16 protein-coding genes are annotated in these 17,310 nt (G+C 71.0%); 12 read left to right on the top strand and 4 right to left on the bottom strand.

From position 1 onward, the window contains the following. Positions 1 to 15 precede the first annotated feature (15 nt). A complete protein-coding gene (locus IEX69_RS09990) occupies positions 16 to 375 on the top strand; it encodes an iron chaperone (RefSeq protein WP_085020850.1) in 360 nt (119 codons plus the stop codon). 22 nt (positions 376 to 397) lie between these two features. On the opposite strand, the gene IEX69_RS09995 is transcribed toward IEX69_RS09990, so the two are convergent. Together IEX69_RS09995 and IEX69_RS10000 are read right to left on the bottom strand one after the other, a co-directional pair. Beyond that, on the bottom strand, positions 398 to 781 hold the full coding sequence (locus IEX69_RS09995; protein WP_085020851.1) for an SHOCT domain-containing protein: 384 nt from the start codon (positions 779 to 781) through the stop codon (positions 398 to 400). 89 nt (positions 782 to 870) lie between these two features. Beyond that, the gene (locus IEX69_RS10000; RefSeq protein ID WP_085020852.1) at positions 871 to 1,299 is read right to left on the bottom strand and encodes a DUF6325 family protein; all 429 of its coding nucleotides are present in this window, start codon (positions 1,297 to 1,299) and stop codon (positions 871 to 873) included. 188 nt (positions 1,300 to 1,487) lie between these two features. On the opposite strand from IEX69_RS10000, the gene IEX69_RS10005 reads away from it, so the two are divergent. Both IEX69_RS10005 and IEX69_RS10010 read left to right on the top strand, forming a co-directional pair. Next, complete coding sequence (locus tag IEX69_RS10005; RefSeq protein WP_085020853.1) at positions 1,488 to 2,510, top strand: ketopantoate reductase family protein; 1,023 nt, start codon at positions 1,488 to 1,490, stop codon at positions 2,508 to 2,510. Then, positions 2,507 to 3,559, top strand: a complete 1,053-nt coding sequence (locus tag IEX69_RS10010; protein WP_229756302.1) for a ketopantoate reductase family protein — start codon at positions 2,507 to 2,509, stop codon at positions 3,557 to 3,559. The genes IEX69_RS10005 and IEX69_RS10010 overlap by 4 nt, the downstream gene beginning before the upstream one ends. A 48-nt stretch (positions 3,560 to 3,607) precedes the next feature. On the opposite strand, the gene IEX69_RS10015 is transcribed toward IEX69_RS10010, so the two are convergent. Together IEX69_RS10015 and IEX69_RS10020 are read right to left on the bottom strand one after the other, a co-directional pair. Next, complete coding sequence (locus IEX69_RS10015) at positions 3,608 to 4,267, bottom strand: GntR family transcriptional regulator (protein WP_085020854.1); 660 nt, start codon at positions 4,265 to 4,267, stop codon at positions 3,608 to 3,610. Between the two features lie 32 nt (positions 4,268 to 4,299). Continuing rightward, on the bottom strand, positions 4,300 to 4,827 hold the full coding sequence (locus tag IEX69_RS10020) for a VOC family protein (RefSeq protein ID WP_085020855.1): 528 nt from the start codon (positions 4,825 to 4,827) through the stop codon (positions 4,300 to 4,302). A 132-nt stretch (positions 4,828 to 4,959) separates the two neighbouring features. On the opposite strand from IEX69_RS10020, the gene IEX69_RS10025 reads away from it, so the two are divergent. From IEX69_RS10025 to IEX69_RS10065, 9 genes are all read left to right on the top strand, one after another. Further along, positions 4,960 to 7,155, top strand: coding sequence for an alpha-ketoacid dehydrogenase subunit alpha/beta (locus IEX69_RS10025; protein WP_085020856.1), 2,196 nt, complete (start codon positions 4,960 to 4,962; stop codon positions 7,153 to 7,155). Between the two features lies 1 nt (position 7,156). Next, entirely contained in the window at positions 7,157 to 8,548 is a 1,392-nt protein-coding gene (locus tag IEX69_RS10030; protein ID WP_085020857.1) for a dihydrolipoamide acetyltransferase family protein, read from the top strand. A 109-nt stretch (positions 8,549 to 8,657) separates the two neighbouring features. Beyond that, positions 8,658 to 9,779, top strand: a complete 1,122-nt coding sequence (locus tag IEX69_RS10035; RefSeq protein ID WP_174604521.1) for a zinc-dependent alcohol dehydrogenase — start codon at positions 8,658 to 8,660, stop codon at positions 9,777 to 9,779. Positions 9,780 to 9,819: 40 nt separating this feature from the next. Further along, entirely contained in the window at positions 9,820 to 11,208 is a 1,389-nt protein-coding gene (locus IEX69_RS10040; protein ID WP_085020859.1) for an amidohydrolase family protein, read from the top strand. Further along, the gene (locus IEX69_RS10045) at positions 11,205 to 12,293 is read left to right on the top strand and encodes an ABC transporter permease (RefSeq protein WP_085020860.1); all 1,089 of its coding nucleotides are present in this window, start codon (positions 11,205 to 11,207) and stop codon (positions 12,291 to 12,293) included. Before IEX69_RS10040 ends, IEX69_RS10045 begins: the two co-directional genes overlap by 4 nt. Beyond that, positions 12,290 to 13,468, top strand: a complete 1,179-nt coding sequence (locus IEX69_RS10050) for a substrate-binding domain-containing protein (protein WP_085020861.1) — start codon at positions 12,290 to 12,292, stop codon at positions 13,466 to 13,468. The genes IEX69_RS10045 and IEX69_RS10050 overlap by 4 nt, the downstream gene beginning before the upstream one ends. Beyond that, on the top strand, positions 13,468 to 15,972 hold the full coding sequence (locus tag IEX69_RS10055; protein WP_085020862.1) for an ATP-binding cassette domain-containing protein: 2,505 nt from the start codon (positions 13,468 to 13,470) through the stop codon (positions 15,970 to 15,972). The genes IEX69_RS10050 and IEX69_RS10055 overlap by 1 nt, the downstream gene beginning before the upstream one ends. Beyond that, positions 15,969 to 16,355 (top strand): nuclear transport factor 2 family protein, encoded by a 387-nt coding sequence (locus tag IEX69_RS10060; RefSeq protein ID WP_174604523.1) that lies wholly within the window; start codon positions 15,969 to 15,971, stop codon positions 16,353 to 16,355. Before IEX69_RS10055 ends, IEX69_RS10060 begins: the two co-directional genes overlap by 4 nt. Positions 16,356 to 16,459: 104 nt before the next feature. After that, a complete protein-coding gene (locus IEX69_RS10065; protein WP_085020864.1) occupies positions 16,460 to 17,260 on the top strand; it encodes a helix-turn-helix domain-containing protein in 801 nt (266 codons plus the stop codon). The last annotated feature ends 50 nt before the right edge of the window (positions 17,261 to 17,310 follow it).

The raw sequence follows: 17,310 nt of genomic DNA on the forward strand, positions 1-17,310 counted from the left end.
CCCTACCCTCGTCGCATGACGACCGAGACCGTCGACGCGTACATCGACGCCGCCCCTCCCGAGGTCGCGACCGTGCTCCGACGCCTCCGTGAGACCATCCACGACGCGCTGCCCGAGGCCGGGGAGACGGTCAGCTACCACATGCCGACTGTCACGCTGTCCGACGGACGGCGTCTGACGTACTACGCCGGGTGGAAGAACCACGTGGCGCTCTACGCCGTGTATCCTCTCGGCGGGGACCTGGAAGAGGAGGTGGCGCCGTACCGGTCGGGCAAGGACACGCTCGCGTTCCCGCTCACGAAGCCCGTGCCCTACGACCTGATAGCGCGGGTGCTGCCGCGGCTGGTCGAGCTGCACGGGGCACGCCACCCCTAGCGAGAGGCGAGCTGAGGCGAGTTCAGGCGAGCAGGCGGGCCTTCGCGGCCGCGAACTCGGCCTCGTCCAGGGCGCCGGCCTCCTTGAGCGCGGCGAGCTTCTGCAGCTCGGCGACGAGGTCGACGCCCGCGGTCGGAGCGGCGGGAGCGGACGGGGCCGGGGCCGCTGGCGCGGTGGGCGCCGCCTGGGCCTGAGCCTGCGCGACCGCCTGATCGGCGGCCTGCTGCATCGCCGCCTGCTGCTGCTGGGCCTCGTACTGCTGCTGCTCGTACTGGGACTGGGCCCGCGCCTGCTGCCTGCGCTGCATGCCGCCGCTGACGGCGGTGGCGGTCCCGGCGACGACGGCGGTGCGGGCGGCCAGCCCGAGGAGTCCGGGGCGGCCGAAGCGACGTCCGAGAGGTGCCATGGTGGGTCCTTCCTGAGGGGCCCGCGAAGGGCCGGGGATGGGGTGGGTTGCGGGGAGCGCAGCGAGGCGGGCCGGACCCAGGGGAGGGGTTACTCGACGCCCTCGAGCTGGGCCACGAGGTCGTTGACCACGGCGGCGGGCACCCGCTCGACCTGAAGCACCTCCGCGCCGGAGGCCTGGACGCGCTCGACCAGGTCGCGCATCCATCGCATCTCGAGGGCGACGATCGCCGCCGAGGTGCCCGGCTCGACCAGCTCCACGAGCTCGGCCACGTCGTCCTCCCCGAGGATCCCGAGCTGCTCGAGCCCCGCCTCGAGACCGAAGCCGTCCTCGTCGTCCTCGATCTCGACGACCGTCACGTCGCCTGCGGCGTCCTTGGAGACGACGAGGAAGTCGATCACCCCGACGGCGCCCGAGGCCTCGAGATCGGCGAGCGCCGAGACGATCGCCCCGTCGGGCCGATCGGAGGGGAGTGCGACGACGTAGACATCGACTGCGCCGTATCGGAGATGAGACATGCCCTGCCCTTCGGATGTGCGGGTTCGCCGTCGACCCAGCTCGCTGCTCACGCTAGCGGTCGCGGCATCGCTCGTCCACGATTCGCCGGTGGCCGCCCCTCGACGGAGCACGGGTGCATGTGTAGTGTTACTTGACACCGCTGTACAGCAGCACTGCAACCCCTGCTTCCCGATGATGAGGAGTACGAATGAGGATCGCCGTCGTAGGAACGGGTGCCAACGGAGCCGGGATCGGGGCCGACATGGCCAGGGCCGGACTGGACGTCACGTTCATCGAGCAGTGGCCCGCTCATGTGGAGGCGATCCGGGAACGCGGCATCGAGGTCAGGATGCCCGATCGGACCGAGGTCACCCGCGTTCCCGCGATGCACCTCTGCGAGGTGGCCACCCTCCGCGAGCCGTTCGACCTGGTGTTCGTGGGGGTCAAGGCCTACGACACCCGGTGGGCCTGCGAGCTGATCAAGCCCGCCCTGCACGAGCGCAGCCTCGTCGTCGGCCTCCAGAACGGCATGTCGATCGACGACATGGCGGACATCGTCGGGATCGACCGGACGGTCGGCGCGGTCATCGAGCTGGCGTCGAACATGTGGGAGCCCGGCATCACCACCCGGCAGAACCCGCCGGAGGAGTCCTGGTTCGCGGTCGGCGGCCTCGTCCCCGCCATGACCGTCCGCGCCGAGGAGGTGGCCGCGGTCCTCTCCCACGCCGGGACCGTGGAGGTCTCGGACGACATCCGATCCTCGAAGTGGATGAAGCTCATCGTGAACGCCGCCGAGCTCGTGCCCTCGGCCATCCTCGGGCTGGAGCTGAACACCGCCGCGACGACGCCGGGGATGTACGACTTCATGATGAGCTGCGGCAAGGAGGCGGCTCGAGCCGCGCTGGCCGGCGGGAACCGCCTCCGGCCGATCTTCGGCATGACGGATGCGCGCCTCGACGATCCCGACGTCTTCGCGGAGCAGCTCTTCGAGATCGTCCTGACGGTGTACTCGCTCCCCGACACCAAGACGACGTCGCTGCAGGACTGGCTGAAGGGCCGCCGCAGCGAGGTCGCCGAGATCAACGGACTCGTCGTCGACGAGCTGGCGCGGGTCGGAGAGCCGGCGCCGTTCAACCAGCTCGTGGTCGACGTCGCACGACGGATCGAGCGCGGAGAGCTCGAGGTCTCGCCCGACAACCTCGGACTGCTGCTCGACGGGGCGCGTCGGTGATCGGCGAGAGGACCTCACCCGACGGGCGGCGGATCGCCGTCCTCGGCGCCGGCGCGAACGGCGCCTCGATCGGAGCCGACCTGACCAGGGCGGGGCACGATGTCACGCTCATCGAGCAATGGCCGGACCACGTCGCCGCGATGCGGGCGGACGGGCTCACCGTGCGGATGCCCGACAGGGTGGAGCGCACGGAGGTCACGACGGCCCACCTCTGCGAGGTCGCCACCGTCATCGAGCCGTTCGACGTGGTGCTGATGCTGATGAAGGCCTACGACAGCAGGTGGGCGGCTCAGCTGATCGAACCGCATCTCGCCCCGGACGGCCTGCTCGTCGGCGTCCAGAACGGGATGACGATCGACACGATCGCCGAGGTCGTGGGCCCGGAGCGGACCCTGGGATGCGTCATCGAGGTGTCGTCCACGATGTACGAGCCCGGGATCGTCGAGCGGCACTCCGGCCCGGACCGCTCGTGGTTCGCCGTCGGGAGCGTCACGGAGGCGACCGTGGGCCGGGAGTCCGAGATCGCCGGTCTCCTCGCCTGGGCGGGCACCGCCGAGGTGGTCGACGACATCCGCTCCGCGAAGTGGATGAAGCTGGTCAGCAACGCCACCACGCTCGTGACCACGGCGAGCCTGGGGCTGCCGATGCAGGCGGCGCTGGACCATCCCGGGATGCGCGAGCTGATGCTGCGCAGCGGCCAGGAGGCACTCGACGCCGCCCTGGCGGACGGCCGGACGATCACACCGATCTTCGGCCTCGACGCCGACGATGTCTCCCGCCCGGAGACGGTGGTGGAGACCCTCCTCGACACGCTCTACGGCGGCTTCGTCCTGCCGTCCACCACGACGACGATCCTCCAGGACTGGACGAAGGGGCGTCACAGCGAGGTGGACGACATCAACGGGCACGTCGTCGACACCGCTCGCCGGCTGGGACTCGCCGCTCCGGTGAACGCCGCGGTCGTCGAGGTGGCGCACCGCATCGAGCGCCGCGAGATCGCACCCTCGCCCGACAACCTGCGGCTCCTGCTCACGCTCGCCGGATCCTGAGGACCGCGAGCGCCGCCCGCGCGGCGGCTCACGCCCGGGCGAGCGACGTCACTCGAAGATCTCGGGATGCTTCTGCAGCTCCAGCCGGGTGCGCTGGATGTGCATGACGAGCACCCGCTCGGCGTCGTCCGCATCCTGGCGGCGGATGCAGTCGACGAGCAGGTGGTGCTCCATGTGCGTGACCCCGATGGAGGGAGCCCTCACGAGCTGCGAGTACGCGCGCCGGTAGTGCTGGGTGGTGTTCCACAGCCGCCGGATGAAGGTCGACAGCATCGACGGCGGCGCACCGGCGTAGGTGGCCAGGTGGAACTCCCGATCGGTGCGCATGAAGAGGTCGACCGAGTCGTCGCGCTCCATGAGGTCGGCCATGGTCTGCAGCGCGGCGACGTCGGTCTCGGTGAGGTTCGGCATGCTGGTCCGCAGCAGCAGCGGTTCGACCCGCTCGCGGATCTGGTACGCCTCGATGCACTCCGCCATCGTCAGACGCGACACCCAGGCGCCCGAGTTGGCCACGAGCGTGACCAGGCCGTCCGCCTGCAGGACCCGGAGCGCCTCCCGCACGGGGATGCGGCTGGCGCCGAAGCGATCGGCGAGATCCTCCTGCCGGATGCGCTCCCCCGGCAGGAGCTCCCCGCCGAGGATCGAGGAGCGGAGGCTGTCGGCGATGCGGTGGCTCGCCACGTTCTCGCGCGTCTCATCGATCGTCATGCGACCCCCTCCCCGACGATCCTAGGCAGGGCTCACTCCGCGGGGCGAGCGGGGTGCCACAGCAGCACCGGCGCATCCTGCTCGTAGGCCTTGCCTTCCGGATAGCTGACGAGCTCGAACTGCATGCCCCAGGGGCTGAGGAAGTACACCCACCGCTGCCCGGCCGAGGCGTTCCGGCTGGCCGTCGGCTCGCCCAGCACCCGGACGTCGTTCTCTCGCAGGTGGGTTACGGCGGAGTCGAGGTCGTCCACGTAGAACGCGATGTGGTGGCCGCCGAGGTCGCTGTTGCGCGGCTGATCGCGTTGCCCTTCGTGCGCACGGTACTCGAAGACCTCGAAGTTCGGCCCGGTGCCGCAGCGGTAGAACCGGATCTCCTCGACGACGCTCCGGGGATCGACGTTCAGGTGCTCCTGCATCCAGTCGCTGTCGTCGTGGCGCATCGTGGGCAGCGAGTAGACGTACTGGCAGCCGATGACGTCGACGAGGAACCGGTGAGCCTCCTCCATGTCGGGCACCGTGAAGCCGAGATGCTCAGCGCCCCGCAGACCGGGGAGGGTCATGAGAACTCCTTCGTCCTATGTATCCAATGGAGCCAATCTAGATCACTTTCGGCGAACAGAGTAGTTGCAATGGATACATTCGTGTCGTAACGTCGTCGCCAGCGCATCCGCACTTGCAAAGGAGAAAGTCGAATGCCCCGCACCTCCAAGCTGATCTCGGGCTCGCCCTGGGTGCAGCTCTCGACGACGTCCGCCGACTGGCGCAGCGCCGATCCCGGCCTTCTGGCGACCATGCTCGGCCAGCTCCACCTCATCCGCGCGTTCGAGGAGACGGTGCTCGAGCTGGCGGGTGAAGGGCTCGTCCACGGCCCTGCCCACTCGAGCATCGGGCAGGAGGGCGGCGCGGTCGGATCCATCCTCGGCTTGCGCTCGTCCGACGGGATCAACGGATCGCACCGCGGTCACCACCAGTTCCTGGCCAAGGCCCTCGGTCACGTCGCGCCGGACGGGCTCTCGCTCGACGCGCTGGTGACCGCGCCCGTCCAGGAGGTGCTGCAGCGCACGCTCGCCGAGATCCTGGGCCTGGCCCAGGGCTACTGCCGGGGGCGGGGCGGATCGATGCATCTGCAGTGGTTCGAGGCCGGGGCCCTCGGCACGAACGCGATCGTCGGAGGCGGCGTGCCGCTCGGCGCGGGGAACGCCTGGGCGCAGAAGCACGCCGGCACCGACGACGTCACCGTCAGCTACTTCGGCGACGGGGCGACCAACATCGGCTCCGTCCTGGAGAGCATGAACCTCACGGGCGCCTGGGACCTGCCGTTCTGCTTCTTCATCGAGAACAACCTCTACGCCGTCTCCACCCACGTCACCGAGGTGACCCGGGAGCCTCGGCTCTCGGCGCGCGCGCTCGGCTTCGACATCCCCGCCTGGCGGGTCGACGGCATGGACCCGCTCGCGGTCCACCTGGCGATGAAGCAGGGCCTCGAGCTCATGCGCGGCGGTCGCGGCCCCGTCGTCATCGAGGCGGAGGTGTACCGCTACTTCCACCAGAACGGACCGTACCCGGGCAGCGCGTTCGGCTACCGCTCGAAGTCGGAGGAGAGCGAGTGGCGCGACCGCGATCCGCTCCGCCGGGTGGCCGCGGAGATGACGAAGCTGGGTCTCCTCGACCCCGAGGCCGAGCGCCTGGCGCGCGAGCAGGCGCAGACGGCGATGACCGACGCCGTCTCGCGGCTGCTCGAGCCCGACCCCGAGGGAAAGCCCGGCACGCGGCGCATCCGACCCGAGCTCTGGCCCGACCCCGCCTTCGTCGACGTGGGCATCCGGGGCGACGCGAGCGAGCTGTCGGATGCCGGTCGCGAGGTCGAGGAGGCCGACTTCGACGGCGAGATGGCCCAGACCAAGTTCGTGGACGCGGTCGCCGGCGTGATGCACCGCCGCATGGAGCAGGACGACAGGATCGTCGTGCTCGGCGAGGACATCCACCGCCTCAAGGGCGGCACGAACGGGGCGACCAAGGGCCTGTCCGAGAGCTTCCCGGACCGCGTGCTCGGCACCCCCATCAGCGAGAACGCCTTCGCGGGCCTCGCCGGGGGCATCGCGCTCGACGACCGCTTCCGCCCGGTGGTGGAGTTCATGTACCCCGACTTCATGTGGGTCGCCGCCGACCAGGTGTTCAACCAGATCGGCAAGGCGCGACACATGTTCGGCGGCGACAACCCCGTCCCGCTGGTGCTCCGCACCAAGGTCGCCATGGGATCGGGCTACGGATCGCAGCACCTCATGGACCCCGCCGGCATCGTCGCGACCAGCCCCGGCTGGCGCATCATGGCCGCATCGACGCCGTTCGACTACGTGGGTCTCATGAACACGGCGCTGGCGCTGGAGGATCCGGTGCTCGTCATCGAGCACATCGACCTCTACCCCACGACCGGATCGGTGCCGGTGGACGACCTCGACTACCGCATCCCGTTCGGCAAGGCCGCGGTGCGGCGCGAGGGCGCGGACGTGACCGTCCTGACGTACCTCTCGATGGTCGCGCACACCCTGAAGGCGGTGGAGGAGACCGGGGTCGACGCCGAGGTGATCGACCTGCGCTTCCTCGACCGGGCGAGCATCGACTGGGAGACCATCGAGGAGAGCGTCCGCAAGACCAACGCGGTGCTGATCGTCGAGCAGGGCGCGCAGGGCACCTCGTACGGCGCCTGGCTGGCCGACGAGATCCAGCTCCGATGCTTCGACTGGCTCGACCAGCCGGTCCGCCGGGTGACCGGGTCGGAGGCCTCGCCGAGCATCTCGAAGGTCCTCGAACGGGCCGCCATCGCCGGCACGGAGGAGGTCGTCGCGGGCCTCGAACGGGTCCGTGCGTCGTTCGGGGAGGTGAGCTGAGATGGCGGCCGTGGTCCGGATGCCGAGCGTCCTGGCGGGCGCGGAGGAGGCGGCCATCGCCTCCTGGCTCGTCTCGGAGGGCGACTCGGTCGCGATCGGCGACCCCATCGCGGAGATCGAGACGGAGAAGGCCGTCGTCGAGTACAGCGCTGAGGCGGCCGGGGTCGTCGGGCGTGTGCTCATCGGCGCCGGGGAGTCGGCCGAGATCGGGGTGCCGATCGCGGTCCTCCTCGCCGAGGGCGACTCGCCCGCCGACGTCGACCGCGCGCTCGGCGTGGACTCGGCGCCCGACGCGGCGTCCACGCCGGCGCCCGAGGCGGTGCCGTCGACGCCCGAACGGGACCCGGAGTCCGCCTCGCCGGTCGTGGAGGCGGAGTCGGTCGCGGAGGCTCCTGTCGTGACGGGCGCCCTGCCCTCGCCCGGCGACGCTGCGTCCACGTCCACGTCGGCCGACCCGTCCGCGGGCTCAGGCGACCGCGTGTTCGCCAGCCCGATCGCGCGCAAGATGGCTCGCGACCTCGGGCTCGACGTCGACGAGGTGGAGGGCACCGGACCGGGCGGCCGGATCGTCCGACGCGACGTCCAGCGCGCCTCGGCGAGCGCGTCGCGAGTCGCGGCCGCGCCGGGGACGATCCCGACCACTCCTCCCGCGCCCGAGACGAGCCCGGCCGACCGGACGCCGGCGAGCCCTCCGTCCGCTCCTGTCGCCGACGACGCCACCGAGCTCATCCCGCACACGGGGATGCGGAGGGCGATCGCGCGCAGGCTCACCGAGAGCAAGTCGACGGTCCCGCACTTCTACCTCACGACGGAGGCGCGGGTCGACGACCTGCTCGCCCTCCGCGAGCGGGTGAACGCCTCGAGCCCGCGGCGGGTGTCCGTCAACGACCTCATCCTCAAGGCGGTGGCAGCGGCCTTTGGCGACGTGCCGGAGGCCAACGTCACCTGGAGCGACGACGGCCTGGTGGTGCACCGCACGGTCGACATCGGCGTGGCGATCGCGACCGAGGGAGGGCTCGTCACACCCGTCGTGCGCGATGTGCAGCGCACGAGCCTGACCGAGGTCAGCCGCACCGTGGCCGACCTCGCCGAGCGGTCGCGCGATCGACGGATCAAGCAGCACGAGCTCGAGGGCGGCAGCTTCGCCGTCTCGAACCTCGGCATGTACGGCACGCTCGAGTTCGCGGCGATCCTCAACCCGCCGCAGTCCGGCATCCTCGCCGTGGGTGCCGCTCGCCAGCAGGCCGTCGTGGTCGACGGGCGACTCGAGGTGGGCACCGTGCTCCGGTGCACGCTCTCGGTCGACCATCGTGCCGTCGACGGCGCGCTGGCCGCACGGTGGCTCGCCGCCTTCACGAGCCGACTCGAGGATCCGCTCGGGATCCTGATCTGACGGCCACCGACCCGGACCGTCAATCTCTGGTTCACGACTGTGAACTAATGCTTGACACTACAGACACCCGACTTCGATACTGAGTCGAAGCATCTCGATGAGGAGAGACATGGTTGACACGACGGTCGACGCGATCGCGACCACCATGTCCGCGGCCGTGTACCACGGGCCACGGGACGTGCGTCTGGAGCAGCGTGCGGTGCCCGCACCGGGCCCCGGTGAGGTGCTCGTCCGCGTCACCGCCGCCGGGATCTGCGGCACCGACTCCGCGGAGTGGGCCCACGGTCCTCTGCTCGTGCCGCACGACGAGTCCGGACTCGTCGAACCGCTGGTCCTCGGGCATGAGTTCGTCGGGACGGTCGCCGCCCTGGGCGACGGAGTCGAGCTGCCGGTCGGGTCGACGGTCGTCTGCGGAGCGGGCATCAGCTGCGGGACGTGCGTCATGTGCCGCGCGGGACGCACCAACCTCTGCCGGTCGTACCACTCGCTCGGACTCCAGGACGACGGGGCCCTCGCCCAGTACGTCGTCGCCCCGGCGGAGATCCTGTACGACGTCTCGGACCTCGGCCTCTCGGACGACACCCTCGCGATGGCGCAGCCCATGGCCGTCGCCGTCCATGCGGTCCGCCGCAGCGGACTGCACGCGGGCCAGGATGCGGTCGTGGTCGGCGTGGGCGGCATCGGCGCCTTCCTCACCCACGTCGCCGCTTCCACCGGGGCTCGGGTCCTCGCCCTCGACCTCGACCCCGACCGGCTCGACCTCGCGACGCGACTGGGCGCCACCGACACGGTGCAGGCCTCCGACCGCCCGCTCGTCGAGATCCTGGCCGAACTCGGGTACGAGCCCGAGGTCTTCTTCGAGGTCAGCGGCAGCAGGCGCGGGCTGGACTCCGTCCTCGCCGCGGCGCAGCCGGGCGCGGTGATCGTGCCGGTAGGGCTCCAGAAGCTGCCGCTCGAGCTCGACCTGTCCCGGTTCACGCTCGGCGAGCTGACCCTCGTCGGCACGGTGGCCCACGTCTTCCGCAACGACATCCCGGAAGCGGTCCGGCTGCTCGCCGCCCGCGCGGCGACGGACGGCTGGGACGACATCGCCTCGCTGGTCCTGCCCCTGCGGGACCTGGTGCAGGAGGGACTCGAGCCGTTGGCCGACGGCTCGTCGCCGCAGATCAAGACCCTGGTCGATCCGTGGATCGACCGCGCCCGCCCCGCAGACCACGCTCTGACCGCCTGATCCACCTCTCCACCGACCCCTGTAAGGAGAACCACCGACAATGAACGCCAGCAGAGACATCCTGATCACCGGCGGAACCGTGCTGACCGGGCGGGCGGGCGACGCTGCCCAGCCCGGCACCGACGTCCTCATCCGCGACGGCCGGATCGCCGAGATCGGTGTGGGCATCGTCGCCCCCGACGCGGAGGTCATCGACGCCGCGGGCAGCATCGTGATGCCGGGCTTCGTCGACACCCACCGTCACACCTGGCAGGCCATCGTCCGGAACATCGCCTCCGACTGGTCGCTCGACGAGTACATGGTCGGGCTCCACACGGGCCTCAGCCGGCACTTCCGGCCCGAGGACACCTACGTGAGCAACTACCTCGGCGGGCTCGAGGCCCTCGACTCCGGCATCACCACGCTCGTCGACTGGTCGCACAACCTCCGGACCTCGGAGCACGCGGATGCGGCCGTGAAGGCGCTCGAGGACACCGGCATGCGCGCCGTGTTCGCGCACGGCGGCGGAGCGCAGCAGTGGGGCGGTCCGCTCCCCTCCCCCGTCGAGCACCCCCGGGAGGACGCGACGAGGCTCCGTGAGGGCCACTTCGCCTCCAACGACGGGCTCGTCACCATGGCGCTCGCGCTCCGCGGCCCCCAGTTCACGACCCGGGAGGTGAACCGCGCCGACTACCAGCTCGCGAAGGACCTCGACCTGCGCGTGACCGTGCACGTCGGCGACGGGCACTGGGGCAAGATGCGCCCCATCCTGATGCTCCAGGAGGACGGGCTGCTCAGCGACACGACCACGTACGTGCACTGCACGACGCTCAGCGACGAGGAGCTCCGGATCATCGCGGCCACCGGCGGGACGGCGTCCGTCGCGCCCGACGTCGAGGCGCAGATGGGGCACGGGTACCCGGCCACCGGTCGTCTGCTGGCCGCGGGCGTCCGCCCGTCGTTCTCGATCGACGTCTGCAGCTCGAACGGCGGCGACATGTTCGGCACCATGCGGACGGCGATCGGACTGCAGCGCGCGGCCGACAACCAGGAGCTCGTGGACGCCGGCGCGGTGATCGAGCGGATCAGCCTCGAGTGCCAGGACGTCATCCAGTTCGCGACGCTCGACGGGGCGACGGCCGCCGGACTCGGCGCGAAGACCGGATCGCTCGAGGTCGGCAAGGCCGCCGACGTGATCGTCGTCGACGGCAACACGCTCGCCATGTCGCCGCTCAACAACCCGTTCGGGAGCATCGTCTACAACGCACACCCCGGACTCGTGCGCGACGTCGTCGTCGACGGCGTGATCCGCAAGCGGGACGGCCGCCTGGTCGACGTCGACGTGCGCAAGCTCCGCGACGATGCCGCGGCGGCCCGCGACTACATCCTGTCCGAGATGCCGTCGGCGTCGGTGGACGGCGCCTGGCACCCCGAAGTGGCCCACGCATGAGCATCGACTCCGCGCGACCGCGGGTCGGCTCCGAGGAGCGCCCGCAGATCCGACGGGTGACCCCGTGGGCTCGGGTGGCCTCCTGGCCCGCGGCGCGCGCCCTCCTCGCGGTCGCCGTGCTCTTCGCGGTGAGTCCGCTGATCGCGCCGGGCAGCGTCTCGCCCACGGCCATGTCGTCGATGCTGCCGTTCGCGGCCCTGACCGCGGTCGTGGCGATCGGACAGACGCTCGTCATCCAGCAGGGCGGCCTCGACCTGTCGGTGCCGGGCGCGATCACGCTCGGCGCCCTGCTGGTCGCCAAGCTGGGCGGCCCGGACCAGATCGGGCTCGCCGCCGCGATCCTCCTCGCCATCGTGGTCCCCGCGCTGTTCGGTCTGCTCAGCGGTCTCGTCATCGCGCTGTTCAAGCTGCCGCCGCTCGTGGTCACGATCGCGAGCAACGCCCTCATGGTCGGCACCGTGCAGGCCGTCTCGGGCGGCTACGGCGGCCAGGTGGACGACTCGCTCGCCGAGTTCTCGCTCTCGCGGTGGATCGGCATCCCGGTCCTCGCCCTGATCGCCGCCGCCGTGGTCCTGGTGGTGCACATCCTGCTCAAGGCCGTCCGCACGGGCCGCCGGTTCGAGCTCGTGGGCTCCAACCCCAGGGCTGCGAGCATCATCGGCCTGCCGACCAACGTCTACGTCGTCGGCGCGTACACCCTCTCGGCGATGCTGGCGGGCGCCTGCGGGGTGCTCCTCGCCGGGCTGCTCCGCTCGCCCACGCTCACCGCGGGCGACGCCTACCTGCTGCCGTCCATCGCCGCCGTCGTCCTGGGCGGGACGGCGCTGACCGGAGGGCGCGGCAGCGTCGTCGGCACGGCCCTCGGCGCCCTGTTCCTCGGTCAGCTCGGCCAGCTCGTGCAGACCTTCACCCAGACCACGGCCGCCCAGAACATCATCCAGGCCGTCATCATCGCGGTCGGCATCGTCGTCCAGCTGAAGCTCGGCGGCAACACCTCCCGCCTGCGGGGGCTGCTCTCCCGCCCCACGACCCCTGCCCAAACACCCGTAGCACCCGAAGCACTCGAAGAGGAGTCATCACGATGAAACCATCAGCACCACGCCGCGCTCTCGCGGTCGGCAGCGCCCTCACCGTCGCTGCTCTCACCGTCCTCCTGGGCGGCTGTTCCTCCACCAACTCCAGCGGCACGACGTCGACGTCGAGCAGCGCCGACATCGCCGTGGGCAAGGTGGGCACGGTGGACGAGTTCGCCGACATCTCCTCGATCTGCCCGAAGGACGGGCAGATCACCCTCGGGGTCGTCGACGGGTACGGCACCAACTCCTGGTCGAAGACCGTCCGCGCCGAGATCGAGTCCGAGGCGGCGAAGTGCCCCGCGATCACCAGCGTCGACTACGAGGCCGGCCGCGGCGACCTCCAGGCCACCACCGCCGCCATCACGAGCATGGCCGCCAAGGGCACCGACATCGTGCTCGTCATCCCCGACGCCGGCCCCGGCGAGGCCCACCTCTCCGCCCTGCGCGGCGCCGTGCAGTCCGGCTCGACCGTGGTCGCCTTCGCCTCCGACCCCCAGGGCACCGCCGGCACCGACTACCTCGACTACGCCGACTGGTCCCCCCAGTTCAGCGGCAGCACCTGGGCTCAGTGGGTCGTCGACCAGCTGGGCGAGAAGGGCGGCAACGTCGTGTTCCTCGGCGGCCCCGCGGGCAGCGCGGTCTCCTCGCAGGAGCTCGAGGGCATCAAGGAGGTCTTCGCGAAGAACCCGCAGATCACCCTCCTCACCCAGGATCCCGTCACCACGAACTGGGATCCCGCCCAGGCCCAGCAGGCGATGAGCGGTCTGCTCTCGCAGTACCCGAAGATCGACGCGGTCATCTCCGACTACGGCGCCTCCACCGACGGCGTGATCCGGGCCTACCAGGCCGCGGGCATCCCGCTGCCGCCCATCGCGACCACCGACCAGAACAGCCTGAGCTGCGGGTTCGAGGCGCTCAAGGCCGCGAACCCCTCGTACGAGCTCGCGACCGTGTCCTCCCGCACCTGGGTGGGACGGGTGGCGCTCCGCAAGGCGCTCGCCTCGATCTCCGGCACCTCCGACACCGAGCCGTCGATCTACGACCTGTCGCTGGCCGAGGACTCCTCCGGCAAGACCCAGGGGGCCAAGAACCCGTCCGACGTCTGCCAGTCCGGAGCACCGGATGACGGCTCCCCGTCGTCGCTCCTCACGCCCGACGAGATCGAGAAGGCGTTCGCGAACTGATGGACGAGAACGCCGGCCGCTCCACGGCCCTCCTCACCCTCTCCGACATCGGCAAGCAGTACCCGGGAGTCCGTGCTCTCGACGGCGTCGACCTCCAGGTCCTCGCCGGTGAGGTGCACGCCGTGCTCGGAGAGAACGGAGCGGGGAAGTCGACGCTGGTCGGCGTCGCTGCCGGGTCGGTCGTCCCCAACACGGGGACGATCGACCTCGGCGGCACCACCCGCTCCCGCATGCATCCCCGCGAGGCCCGCGAGGAGGGACTGGCGATCGTCTACCAGATCCCCGCGCTCGCCCCCTCGCTCACGGTGGTCGACGCGATGCTGCTCCTGCTGCCCGACTCCGTCCGTCCGCCGAGGCGGACCGCCACGACCTGGATCGCCGAGCTCTTCGCCGGGCTGGGCCTCGAGATCGACGTCCGGCAGCGTGTGTCCGCCCTCTCCCAACGCGAGGCCCACCTGGTCGAGATCGCGGCGGCCCTCGCCTCCGAGCCGCGCGTCCTCATCCTCGACGAGCCGACCGAGGCGCTGGGCGCCGACGAGACCGAGTGGCTCTTCGTCCAGGTCCGCGACCTGCTCGCGAAGGGCTCGGCCGTCGTCTACATCACCCACCGCATCCCCGAGGTGCTCGCCATCGGGCACCGGATGACGGTCCTCCGCGACGGGCGGGTCGTCGGACGCGGCGCCGTCTCCGACTACGACGCGGACGAGATCGTCGAGCTCATCGTGGGCCGATCGCTCGAGACCACGTTCCCCGACAAGGCCACGGCGGAGGAGGCTCCGGCCGTCCTCACGACGGGCGGCCTCTCCGGAAAGGCCTTCCGCGACGTCGACTTCGTCGCCCGCGGAGGCGAGATCGTGGGGCTCGCCGGAGTCGAGGGCAACGGGCAGCGGGAGTTCATGAAGGCTCTCGCCGGCGCCGTCCGCTCCTCCGGATCGCTCTCCGTGGCGGGTCGCGACGTCCGCTCCTTGACGTCCAAGCGGGCGGCCAAGGAGGGCATCGTGTACCTGCCGGGCGATCGGCTGGGCGAGGCGATGTTCGGCCAGCTCAGCGTCCGCGAGAACGTGATCGCACCGAACATCTCGCGGGCGATGCCCGCGGGGTTCGTCTCGCCGCGCCTCGAGACGCAGCTCACCGAGCAGGCCATCAGCGGCCTGGCGGTGAAGACGCCCACGCTCGAGACGCCCGTGACATCGCTCAGCGGCGGCAGCCAGCAGAAGGTGCTGCTCGCCCGGGCTCGCCTCGGCAGCCCCGCGGTGCTGCTGGTCGAGGACCCGACGCAGGGCGTCGACGCCGGCGCCCGCGTCGAGATCTACTCATTCCTCCGAGCCATGGCCGACGACGGGATGGCCGTGGTCATCCTCTCGACCGACGCCGTGGAGCTCGAGGGGCTCTGCGACCGCGTCGTGGTCTTCTCACGAGGACGCGTGCAGGCCGAGCTCACCGGGCCACGGCTGACGGAGCGCGAGATCACCGGCGCGGCGGTCCTCTCCACCGAGACCTCCCTCTCCGAGGAGACGGACGCGGCACAGCTGACCTCGCGCAAGGGTCTGCCGTTCTACCAGCGCGGCGAGGTCCAGACCGTGGGCCTCGTCCTCATCACCGCGGCGCTGGCGCTGGTGACCGCGGGCATCGCCCCCTCCTTCCTGAGCCCGCTCAGCCTGGGTCAGCTGCTGGCCGCTGGCGCCATCCTCGTGCTCGTCGGACTGGCGCAGCTCGTGGTCGTCATCACGGGCGGCATCGACCTGTCGATCGGATCGGTGGTCGCGCTCGGCGCCGTGATCGTGTCGTTCTTCGGCGCGGGCGGGCCGGGCCTGCTCGTCGTGGGGATGGTGGTCGCCATCGTCGCGGGCGCCCTCGTCGGGGTGGTGAACGGCCTGCTGATCACGCGCCTGGGCATGCCTCCCGTCATCGCCACCCTCGTCTCGTCGATCGCGGTGCTCGGCACCGCCCAGCTGCTCCGACCGCAGCCGGGCGGGCAGGCCAGCGCCGACCTGATGACCGCGCTCGGCACCGCGATCGCGGGCATCCCCCTCGTCCTCGTCGTCGCTGTGGTGATCGCCGTGGTGCTCTGGCTCGCGCTCACGAACACCGGTGTCGGACGCGGCCTGCGCGCCGCGGGGTCCGACCCGGTCAAGGCGAACCGGATGGGCGTGAACGTGCCCAGGATGCGCCTGCTCGCGACGGTCGCGTCGGGGGTCCTCGCCTCGATCGCCGGCATCGTCCTGTTCACCAAGACGGGCATCGGCGACGCCGGGGTCGGTCAAGCGCTGACGCTCACCTCCGTCACCGCGATCGTGATCGCCGGCGTCAGCATCTTCGGCGGATCCGGCTCCGCGCTCGCCGTGGCTGCCGCGGCGCTGCTCCTCCAGACCATCACGAGCGCCCTGCCCTTCCTCAACGTGAACCTGTCGTGGCAGTACTGGCTGCAGGGCATCTTCGTCTTCGTCGCCGCCGTGCTCCCCATGGCCGTGCGGCTGCGGCGGCGCAGGAGGATCCCCCAGTGACCGGGGAGGAGGACGCGGCCGTCGTCGCGAACCGCGAGGACGACCGCTGGGTCGCCCTCCTGGCCGGCGACGTGGACCGTCTCGACGACCTCCTGCACGACCGGCTGGGCTACGGCCACTCCAGCGGGGCGCGGGACTCGAAGGCGGACCTCCTGGCCAAGGTCGACGACGGGTCGCTCCGCTACCTCCGCGTCGACCGCGAGGTCCTCGACACCGTGGTCGTCGGCGACACGGCCCTCCTGGTCGCCACCATGAGCGCCGACATCGAGCTCGCGGGCCGGCCGGTCGCCCTCGAGAGCGTGACGCTCTCGGTCTGGGTGCGCGAGGCGGACGGATGGCGTCTGCTGGCCTTCCAGCCCACGCCGCGTCCGCCCGGGGCATGAACGAGCGCGACGCGCTCCACAGACGGGGGTGGGGAGCTACAGGGGATCCCCACCCCTCCGCGGTCTACTCTGAGGGGGTCGACCGAACAGGGGGCAGGATCCGGATGGTGCGATCGAGCAGTCCCAAGGAGCGCTTGGCCGAGGCGGTCCGGGAGAACGGTGCGCCCGGGATCGGCGCCGCCATCCGGGAGGCCCGCCTGCACGAGGGCATCTCGCTCCGGGAGATGGGACGGCGGGTGGGCGTCTCGGCGAGCTTCATCTCGCAGGTCGAGCTCGGCAGGGCCACGCCCTCGATCGGGACGCTGTACACGATCGTGGCCGAGCTCGACCTCTCGCTCGACGGCCTGCTCGCGACGGCGGTCACGGGGACCCCACCGGAGCGGGCGTCCGCGGCCACGATGCCGGGGCCCGCCGCCACCACGATCCCCGACGCCGAGCGCCTGACCTCGTCCTCCATCCCCGGCCTGCAGCGGGCCGGAACCGCTCCCGACATCCGCGTCGACGGGGTCCGCTGGGAGCGGCTGACCACCCGCGACGACCCGCTCGTGGAGTTCCTGCGCGTCACGTACTCGTCGGGCAGCGAGTCCAACTCGGCCGACGACATGATGCGCCACTCGGGCTGGGAGTACCTGCACGTCCTCAGCGGCCAGATCGACCTGCAGGTCGGGTTCGACGCCGACACGCTCCAGCAGGGCGACAGCCTGTCCTTCGACTCCACGATCCCGCATCGCATCAGCAACCCGTACGACGTCGACTGCGTGGCCATCTGGGCGGTCGTGGGGCGCCACGGATTCGCGCATCCGAGGGAGCTGTTCGAGCGGCTGGAGTCGGGCCACACCGCCCTGGGCACGCTGTTCGACCGGGGGAGCCACTACGAATCCCCGGACCGTCGAGAAGATGTGTAGTAGCACTTTACATGTGAAGTAATACGCGACAGACTGGTCCTCGTTCCACG

Origin of the sequence: Cnuibacter physcomitrellae (genome assembly GCF_014640535.1) — a bacterium.
Lineage (GTDB): Bacteria > Actinomycetota > Actinomycetes > Actinomycetales > Microbacteriaceae > Cnuibacter > Cnuibacter physcomitrellae.

What these genes read in the sequence shown, in the direction of transcription:
- IEX69_RS09990 (WP_085020850.1), top strand. Translation starts at nt 16, where the DNA reads ATGACGACCGAGACCGTCGACGCGTACATCGACGCCGCCCCTCCCGAG.
- IEX69_RS09995 (WP_085020851.1), bottom strand. Translation starts at nt 781, where the DNA reads ATGGCACCTCTCGGACGTCGCTTCGGCCGCCCCGGACTCCTCGGGCTG.
- IEX69_RS10000 (WP_085020852.1), bottom strand. Translation starts at nt 1,299, where the DNA reads ATGTCTCATCTCCGATACGGCGCAGTCGATGTCTACGTCGTCGCACTC.
- IEX69_RS10005 (WP_085020853.1), top strand. Translation starts at nt 1,488, where the DNA reads ATGAGGATCGCCGTCGTAGGAACGGGTGCCAACGGAGCCGGGATCGGG.
- IEX69_RS10015 (WP_085020854.1), bottom strand. Translation starts at nt 4,267, where the DNA reads ATGACGATCGATGAGACGCGCGAGAACGTGGCGAGCCACCGCATCGCC.
- IEX69_RS10020 (WP_085020855.1), bottom strand. Translation starts at nt 4,827, where the DNA reads ATGACCCTCCCCGGTCTGCGGGGCGCTGAGCATCTCGGCTTCACGGTG.
- IEX69_RS10025 (WP_085020856.1), top strand. Translation starts at nt 4,960, where the DNA reads ATGCCCCGCACCTCCAAGCTGATCTCGGGCTCGCCCTGGGTGCAGCTC.
- IEX69_RS10030 (WP_085020857.1), top strand. Translation starts at nt 7,157, where the DNA reads ATGGCGGCCGTGGTCCGGATGCCGAGCGTCCTGGCGGGCGCGGAGGAG.
- IEX69_RS10035 (WP_174604521.1), top strand. Translation starts at nt 8,658, where the DNA reads ATGGTTGACACGACGGTCGACGCGATCGCGACCACCATGTCCGCGGCC.
- IEX69_RS10040 (WP_085020859.1), top strand. Translation starts at nt 9,820, where the DNA reads ATGAACGCCAGCAGAGACATCCTGATCACCGGCGGAACCGTGCTGACC.
- IEX69_RS10045 (WP_085020860.1), top strand. Translation starts at nt 11,205, where the DNA reads ATGAGCATCGACTCCGCGCGACCGCGGGTCGGCTCCGAGGAGCGCCCG.
- IEX69_RS10050 (WP_085020861.1), top strand. Translation starts at nt 12,290, where the DNA reads ATGAAACCATCAGCACCACGCCGCGCTCTCGCGGTCGGCAGCGCCCTC.
- IEX69_RS10055 (WP_085020862.1), top strand. Translation starts at nt 13,468, where the DNA reads ATGGACGAGAACGCCGGCCGCTCCACGGCCCTCCTCACCCTCTCCGAC.
- IEX69_RS10065 (WP_085020864.1), top strand. Translation starts at nt 16,460, where the DNA reads ATGGTGCGATCGAGCAGTCCCAAGGAGCGCTTGGCCGAGGCGGTCCGG.